We start from the raw sequence: 8559 nt of genomic DNA on the forward strand, positions 1-8559 counted from the left end.
ATCTAAATCTATTGGTTCAATAATTACTCTACGGTGAATACAAATCGAACGTTGGAAAAAGAAAAGTTAATCATTATTAATGCATAGCCATGCTACATATTCGTTACTCTCTTCATTGATTATTTTGCTTAGCAAGGCGTTATTTCAGAGATAACGCTTTATATAGAAATATCATAAAATGATGATCCAATAAAAATATGGCAGGGAATGTTCAAAGCAACCGATTACTTAGCTTAATGGGTGAAAGAATCGAAACTGCGCATCCATTAATTGAATAAATGTGATGAAAATCTCTTTTTGTACCGCTATACTCCGCGCTCGGTGTGCATCCGAACTCACCAATACAAGCCGTCATATGGAATAGTGAACGACCCTAGGATAGGACCAGCTCGTTAACTTTGCTTGTAAAGGTGCTTTATGAACAGACAACGGCGACCGCTTAGGTCATTACTTCCCTCCTACACTGCTAGCCAGTGCCGTAGCCTGTTCCCGCCTTTTATAAACATGACACCCACTCTCTTTCCATTCATTCACGACATCGAAAAAAATTATGACGATTATCTTTAGCTTATTGGGCATGCTGGTCTTGCTCGCTTTGGCGTATCTGCTCTCTGAGAAACGCGCGATTATTAATTGGAAAACGGTTTCACGAGCATTATTACTGCAAGTTAGTTTTGCGGCTCTGGTCTTGTACTTTCCTTGGGGACAAGCCGCCCTTGGTGCGCTCAGTCAAGGTGTTGCAAGTCTGTTAGGCTTTGCTGATGTAGGCATCGCCTTCTTATTTGGTGATTTAGCCAATACTGGGTTTATCTTTGCAATTCGTGTTTTGCCGATCATTATCTTTTTTAGCGCGCTTATCTCTGCGCTGTACTATTTAGGCATTATGCAAAAAGTCATCGCTTGGTTAGGCGGCGGGATCCAGCGCTTTTTAGGCACCAGCAAAGCCGAGTCTTTAGTCGCTACAGGCAATATCTTTTTATCACAAGGGGAATCGCCGCTATTAGTACGTCCCTTTTTGCCTAAATTAACCCGCTCAGAGCTATTTGCGGTGATGACTGGCGGTATGGCTTCTGTAGCGGGTAGTGTGCTCGGAGGCTATGCAGGACTCGGTATTGAGCTAAAATATCTGATTGCCGCTAGCTTTATGGCGGCGCCAGGTAGCTTGCTCATGGCGAAAATCATCGTCCCTGAAGCAGGAAAACCGTGCGATCAGACCGATGTACACATTGATGGTAGCGAACAAAGTAATGTGATTGATGCTCTCGCAAGCGGCGCAATGAATGGCATGAAGGTGGCGGTCGCAGTCGGAACCATGCTTATCGCTTTTGTCAGCGTGATCGCGATGGTCAATACTGGGTTAGAGAGCTTTGCTGAACTGTTTGGTTTACAAGGCATCACTTTACAGCTCTTACTTGGCTATCTGTTTGCACCACTGGCTTGGATACTCGGCATCCCTGCTCATGAAATGATTCAAGCAGGCTCTTATATCGGCCAAAAAGTGATCATGAATGAGTTTGTGGCCTTTATTGATTTTATCCAACATAAAGAAACACTGTCTGAGTACAGCCAAGTGGTGATTACCTTTGCTTTATGTGGCTTTGCCAATATTGGTTCGATCGCGATTCAGCTTGGTTCGATTGGGGTTATGGCACCAGAGCGTCGAGCAGAGGTCGCCAATTTAGGCCTGAAAGCCGTGATTGCTGGCACTCTTGCTAACCTAATGAGTGCTTGTTTGGCTGGTTTGTTTATTTCACTGTAAATCTCTTAATGAAGAAGGGCTTTGCCCTTCTTCATTATCTTATCTCTCTCATTTATTTTTTAATCTCCCCCCTTTGAGAGCAAGTGAGATCTTGTCTAATCTTCGCCCTTTTACGCTCAATGATCGACTGGATTACCCACTGGGTTTTGCCAGCTATTGCATCGAGAACCTCATGATTTACTCTTTTCTATTCTCCATAAATAAACTTTATTGTTGCATAATGGTCTGATAGCCAAGCTCAATACTCGCGACTATTCAATGAGCTAGGTTTGAAGTGTGTGGTTGCCTGTGCGTCTATCGACTTGGCATTGCAGGTAGTTAGCCAGTCTAGTCATTCCCTATACGCAAATCACTCGGTGATTAGGGTAAAGGCACACAGCAAACACCGCTACCATCTCTAATAGGAAAGGTATATCCTCCAATAATAAAGGACCGTTACCGCATGATAATGCATTCTCGTCAACGTTTAGTCACCGCGCTACTCGCTGGAGCACTATTAAGCTCCTCACCGCTATGGGCTGAAGAGCCTACTACCGATGACTCCATGAGTTACAGCAGTATTGTTGAAACCATGAGTCATAAAGAAGGTTTCCTTACTTTTTATCGCGACCAAACTACCGGTGAAACGTTATTTGCCATCAATGAATCACAGCTCAACCAGCCAATGATTTATCTCGCCCAAAGTCTGGATGGTATTGTTGAAGCAGGACATTTTCGGGGCAACTTTCGTGAAACTCGCGTCATCGAATTTCGCCGTTATTTCGATAGAATTGATATCGTTGCGTTGAATCCTCGTTTTCAATTTGACCCCAATAACCCTCTTTCCCGCGCAGCCAACGCGAATATTAGTCAAGCGACACTGGCAACCCTACCAATCATTGCCGAAGAAGAAGGACAAATCCTACTGAGCGCGGATCGATTATTCATCGGTGATGCACTGCATAAACTGACGCCAACTCTCGACAGACGTTCATCAGGAGCAGGGTTCATGATGGGTGAACTGCTCGAACATCGCTCGCGTTTTAGCGCGGAGCGCGTCTATCCACGTAATGTCGACGTGGTGATCGACTATGTATTCTTAAACAATGAGCCACAAGAGAGCTCGGCGGCTCAAGCCGATGCGCGGATCACGCAAATCCGTCTCCAACATTCATTGATTGCACTGCCTGAGAATGACTATCAACCGCGCGCCGATGACGCACGGATTGGCTACTTTACTCAATCGTTTGATCGGATGACCGATAGCAGTTGGGCACCTTATGGTGATGTGATTAATCGCTGGCACTTGGAGAAAAAACACCCAGAGCAAGATCTCTCAGAACCCGTAGAACCCATTGTGTGGTGGATAGAAAATACGACACCTCATGAATGGCGAGAAGCGATTCGTCAAGGAGTAGAAGGATGGAATATCGCCTTTGAAGCTGCGGGATTTAAAAATGCACTGGTCGTCAAAGAGCAGCCGGATGATGCCGAATGGGAAGCCGGAGATATTAACTATAACGTGCTACGCTGGACCTCTTCTCCTCAACCTCTGTTTGGTGGTTATGGTCCTTCACTAGCGAACCCTTTAACCGGTGAAATTATTGCCGCAAACATCATGCTAGAGCATATTTTTCTGTCTAATGTTTGGTTAACCGAGCAAGTGTTCGCGCCTGTGACTCCCACTCAGCAAACGCACACTCATATCATTAACGGACAACCAGTGCATTGCTCTGCCGCCCATTCTCTACAGCAAGGGTTAATGATGGCAAGAGCAACTTATGGTTTACCGACCGGAGAAGCCTTTGCCGACAATGAACGTTTACAGCAAGGATTACGCCATTTAGTGATGCACGAAGTGGGGCATACCTTGGGGCTGAATCATAATATGAAGTCTCATTCTTTATGGGATAATGAACAAATTCACGATAAGTCGCTCACTAAAGGGGTATTGTCGGGGTCGGTAATGGATTACGCACCGATTAACTTAGCCCCCGTAGGTAAACCGCAAGGTGATTATTACAGTTACTTACCTGGGCCTTACGATATCTGGGCGATTGAATATGGTTACTCTCCCGCACTTGCAGACCCTGAACAAGAGTCACAACGCCTAGAACGTATTTTACAGCGTTCCCATCAGCCTGAATTGGCATTTGCTAACGATGCAGATGACATGCGTTTTCCTGGGGTACACATCGACCCTCGGGCAATGATTGGCGCACACAGCTCGGACCCTATCACCTATGCGACACAACGTTTTGAGCTGATTAAGCATACCTATCCTCAATTATTGCAAACGGCGCGCGTACCTGGTCAATCCCATCAACAACTGTTGATTAGCGCTAATGTGCTCTTTAATCACTATCTCAATCAAGCCAATGTTGTTTCGCGCTATATCGGTGGTATTTATGTTGAGCGAGCGGTGGTTGGACAAGATCCACAAGTCAAACCATTTACTCCGGTTGCGCTTGCCGACCAACAGCGCGCAATGCGTACTTTAGCCAACTATGTCTTTGCCCCCGATGTCTTACAAGAAATGATGCCGCTACTCAATTATATGCAGCCTCAACGACGCGGGTTTGCTCGATACGGTATCAATGAGGATCCGAAGCCTCACCAACGCCTTTTTGCTATGCAGCAAATGATCCTCGATCATCTATTGCATCCTAACGTCACGATGCGTCTCAGCGATAGTCGATTGTATGGTAATCAATACAGTGTGAATCAGATGCTCAGTGAATTAACTAACGCTATTTTTGTCGATGCCAGACAAGTCAACAGCATCAGTCAAATGCTGCAGGTCAGTTATGTACAACGCCTGATTGTGATCGCAAATCTTGATAAAGAGAATGAAAGTGAGCACGATTTTGTGACCCGCTCTGAGGCCTTAGCTCAACTCCACACGATTCGTAAAATGCGTCTCTCAAGACATGTGAGCGATGAAGTGAAAAATCATTATCAGTTTATTAATCAGATGATCGATAGAGCTCTGAAATAATTATTAAAAAAACCGCTTCAAAAGTCGAGTAGACCTGAAGCGGTTATACATTTCAAAGCGGCGGATTAAAAAGTCAGCGAAAGGTTAGCCGCTACCCCCATCTGATGTTTACCAGCGTAGTTCCCGGCTAAATCAAAACGCACCACATCAAACGGACTAAAACCAATACCCGCGGTAATAGCATTATCAAGATTACTTTCTAAATCAATCTCATAGCCAGCACGTAGTTGCGCCCAGCGCCATGCATTACCTTCAATACCAAAACGTAAGAACTGAGTATCATCCCCTTTGCCGTCAAAACGAGATTGTTTGGTGAGATCTAAATCCACAGCAGCGGTGAAAGCATCCGTTACATAACTACCCGAGACGGTAACTTGAGTATCCAATTTGTATTGATTGATGCCATTAAATGTCGTGATTTTTTGACTAAACAGATCTTTTACCGCCACACCTGCGCGATAGTTATCTTTTAGCCACACGACTCCTAAATCGAGGTTAAAAGCGCTGTCACTGGTTTCACTCTGATCATAATCATCTAAATCAAATTCTTTAACACTTAAGCTCTGTTGATAAGTCTTGAGTTGTTGGATTTTCGGCGCCACACCGATAGCCCATTGATGACCGCGATACTGCACCATTTTCGCCACTGCAATCCCGTATTCGGAATAACCAAAGGCCATAAGATCAACACTAGAGTCTTGATAGCGATTGACCGGATCGGCATCATCACTGATCTGCGCTTTCGCGAGGATCTCAACATAGCCGCGAGCAAAAAAGTTCAGCGAAACTCGGTTCATCGGAATGGCGACGGCCACCCCCAAACCACCCGACACCGCAAAAGGTTTATTGTTATTTAAGTCATCTAAATAACGATTCAATCGATCTTGCGTTGCTTGTGAAGTATCACCAGCTTCAAACGCTTTGATCACATCTTGTAAATCATCAATCGTCGATAAATTATCATCGCTATCGCGCAGGTTAATACCGACGGCGGGTAATAGCACGCCAAAGTCATCTCGGCTACGATAAACCGCGGTTAACGCTGGGTTATAAAACGGCGCTAATAGATAATCAGAGGTGGTCACCCCAGTATTACCCATTGCATTCCCTCGCGCATCAGCGACAGCATTCGCCGCTAACGCAGAACCAGAAAAAAACGCCCCAAGCACCACTGCCAGTTGTGTGTATTTTTGCATATCCTTATCACCTTTACGTGAAAACACTCATCACTAAGGTTAATACACTAAAGGCTAAATCGCTAAATAACCGTTATTTTTTTAAATCGCGCACTCCATAAAGTGCAGTGCGCGACTTTCATCAATCGGATTTAAGCAGATCGAGGAGCAGATTTAACGACCGGCGTCTTGACTGCTGATGATGGGCGACGAGTACGATGTGAAGGACTCTTTTTCGCTGAATTAGAATTGGATTTGTTCGCAGGGCGTCCCTCACCGGACGTTTGACCACGATGACCCGTATTTTGCTGAGTCGCTGTCGGCTTCTTCACTTTTTTGGGCTTTTTAGGTTTAAGCGGACGACCATCTAACTTCGATTCAGGGACAACATTAGTGGGCTCAAAACCGGCCAAACTCATTCGAGGTAACACCGTTTGAATTAAACGTTCAATCGCAAATAACTCCGGTGCTTCCAATTCACACACAAATGAGATCGCTTTACCCACTTCTCCAGCGCGACCAGTTCGGCCGATACGATGGACATAATCTTCAGCGACTTTAGGCAACTCAAAATTGACCACTTGTGGCAATTGAGGGATATCAATGCCACGCGCAGCAATATCGGTCGCGACCAAAATACGTATATCGCCCGCTTTAAAGTCAGCTAACGCTCGAGTACGTGCGCCTTGGCTTTTATTACCGTGGATTGCCGCCGCGGTTAATCCTTGCTCATTTAAATAGGTCGCTAAACGGTTCGCACCATGTTTAGTCCGCATAAACACCAACACTTGTTGCCAATTACCCTCTTTGACCAACTTAACCAACATGGCTGGTTTCTTTTTCACGTCAGCGGGATAAATACATTGTTCAACAGTTCTTGCTGTTGAATTGGCAGGGCTGACTGAAATCTCAACTGGATTATTAACTAAGCCTTTAGCAAGCTCTCGAATCTCGGTCGAAAATGTTGCCGAAAACAATAAGTTCTGGCGCTTTTCTGGCAGTAAGTTCAAGATCTTACGAATATCACGAATAAAGCCCATGTCTAACATGCGATCCGCTTCATCCAAGACCAAGATTTCCAGTTGATCAAACTTGACCGCATTTTGGTTATACAGATCCATCAATCGACCTGGGGTAGCCACTAAAATATCCGCCCCTTTACACATCCGCTGCATTTGTGGGTTGACTTTCACTCCACCAAAGACGACGGCACTGCTTAATGGCAGATGACGACCGTAGACTAGAATACTTTCTTGAATTTGCGCAGCCAGCTCACGTGTTGGGGTAAGAATTAAAGCGCGCACCTGATTGGCTCGAACCTTTGGACCCTTTGATAAAAGCTCCAAAATAGGCAATGTAAAGCCAGCTGTTTTTCCTGTGCCAGTCTGAGCTGCTGCCATGACATCCTTGCCCTCTAATACCGCAGGAATGGCCTGCACTTGGATAGGCGAAGGCGTGTTATACCCTTTCTCTTCAATAGCTTTAAGGATTGGTGCAGAAAGACCGAGCGAGGTAAAACCCATATATGATTCTCAATAGTAATAAAATAAACAACGCAGCACCGCCGCGCAAAGTCCACCATTTTGAGGCCTTTACTATTGGGTAGCAACCGTTAATTACAAATACCGACCGATTGACGACTCACAACACCTTACGTTGAATGGCGATAATCGGGCTCTACATGAATCAACACCTCAGCATTAGGCAGCACAGCCATGATCGCCGCTTCAATTCTATCGCATTGTTGGTGGGCAGCATCGACACACATCGATTTAGGTACAGTAAGATGAAAATCAATATGACGGCGACGGCCTGAATAACGAGTACGTAACTGATGAAAGCTCATCTCTGGCCCACAAACACTTTTAATAGTTTGACTAGTCAGCGCTAACTCTTCGTCCGAAATACTATGGTCTAATAAAGGACGAAACGCTTCGCATAACAAACTCACCCCTTCACGAGAAATAAATACCGCAACAAAGATGGCCACAACCGCATCGATAAAATACCAGTCATAACCTAAGTATCCGGCGACTAACATCACCGATAGCCCCACCGCAACACCGAGTGAGGTTAATACGTCCGCTTTTAAATGCAGAGCATCCGCTTGTAGCGCGATTGATTCTTCTTCTTTCGCTACGCGATAAAGGTGTCTTGAAACCAATAAGTTAACCAGAGCAGAAATCAACATCACGACTACGCCTAGCCCTATCGCACTGACTGGCTGAGGATTAAACAGCTTACTGATCGCTTCATAGACAATCCATGCTGCAGCACCCAAAATCAATAACGCTTCTAATACGCCTGAAACGTTCTCAATTTTACTGTGTCCGTAAGGATGATTGTCGTCTGGTGGTAAATCGGAGGTACTAACGGCAAATAACGCAATTAATGCCGCAATAAGATCCATGGCAGAGTGTATGGCCTCTGAAATGATACTCACCGAGCCACTAAAAATCCCCACCGTCATTTTCATCACAATTAACGTGCTATTAGAACCCACCGAAATGAGTGCTGCGCTGGTTTTACGATTCATTATAGAACTCCACAAAAACACTCTGCTCATCGACGCGAATCATAGCACAAGTTTTTTACACAATACGTCTATAATTTCCATAAAAAAACAACCATAAGCATGGTAAATGAAT

General features: G+C 45.0%; 5 protein-coding genes. 2 read left to right on the forward strand and 3 right to left on the reverse strand.

The annotated features are described in order from the left end of the window. Nucleotides 1-550: 550 nt before the first annotated feature. Both CAG60_RS10985 and CAG60_RS10990 read left to right on the forward strand, forming a co-directional pair. The gene (locus CAG60_RS10985) at nucleotides 551-1759 is read left to right on the forward strand and encodes a NupC/NupG family nucleoside CNT transporter (protein WP_161425683.1); all 1209 of its coding nucleotides are present in this window, start codon (nucleotides 551-553) and stop codon (nucleotides 1757-1759) included. A 442-nt stretch (nucleotides 1760-2201) separates the two neighbouring features. Further along, nucleotides 2202-4736 carry a zinc-dependent metalloprotease gene (locus CAG60_RS10990; protein WP_161438941.1) on the forward strand — a complete coding sequence of 845 codons (2535 nt, stop codon included), beginning with the start codon at nucleotides 2202-2204 and terminating at the stop codon, nucleotides 4734-4736. Between the two features lie 65 nt (nucleotides 4737-4801). On the opposite strand, the gene CAG60_RS10995 is transcribed toward CAG60_RS10990, so the two are convergent. The 3 genes from CAG60_RS10995 to CAG60_RS11005 form a co-directional block, all read right to left on the reverse strand. Further along, the gene (locus CAG60_RS10995) at nucleotides 4802-5932 is read right to left on the reverse strand and encodes a conjugal transfer protein TraF (protein WP_161438942.1); all 1131 of its coding nucleotides are present in this window, start codon (nucleotides 5930-5932) and stop codon (nucleotides 4802-4804) included. Between the two features lie 131 nt (nucleotides 5933-6063). Beyond that, entirely contained in the window at nucleotides 6064-7434 is a 1371-nt protein-coding gene (locus CAG60_RS11000) for a DEAD/DEAH box helicase (protein WP_161438943.1), read from the reverse strand. A 128-nt stretch (nucleotides 7435-7562) separates the two neighbouring features. Next, nucleotides 7563-8447 (reverse strand): cation diffusion facilitator family transporter, encoded by an 885-nt coding sequence (locus CAG60_RS11005; protein WP_161438944.1) that lies wholly within the window; start codon nucleotides 8445-8447, stop codon nucleotides 7563-7565. Nucleotides 8448-8559 lie beyond the last annotated feature (112 nt).

Origin of the sequence: Vibrio sp. V33_P6A3T137 (assembly GCF_009904835.1) — a bacterium.
Taxonomy (GTDB): domain Bacteria; phylum Pseudomonadota; class Gammaproteobacteria; order Enterobacterales; family Vibrionaceae; genus Vibrio; species Vibrio metschnikovii.

Excerpts from the sequence above, each read along its gene's own strand:
- CAG60_RS10985 (WP_161425683.1), top strand. The coding sequence starts at position 551 with ATGACGATTATCTTTAGCTTATTGGGCATGCTGGTCTTGCTCGCTTTG.
- CAG60_RS10990 (WP_161438941.1), top strand. The coding sequence starts at position 2,202 with ATGATAATGCATTCTCGTCAACGTTTAGTCACCGCGCTACTCGCTGGA.
- CAG60_RS10995 (WP_161438942.1), bottom strand. The coding sequence starts at position 5,932 with ATGCAAAAATACACACAACTGGCAGTGGTGCTTGGGGCGTTTTTTTCT.
- CAG60_RS11000 (WP_161438943.1), bottom strand. The coding sequence starts at position 7,434 with ATGGGTTTTACCTCGCTCGGTCTTTCTGCACCAATCCTTAAAGCTATT.
- CAG60_RS11005 (WP_161438944.1), bottom strand. The coding sequence starts at position 8,447 with ATGAATCGTAAAACCAGCGCAGCACTCATTTCGGTGGGTTCTAATAGC.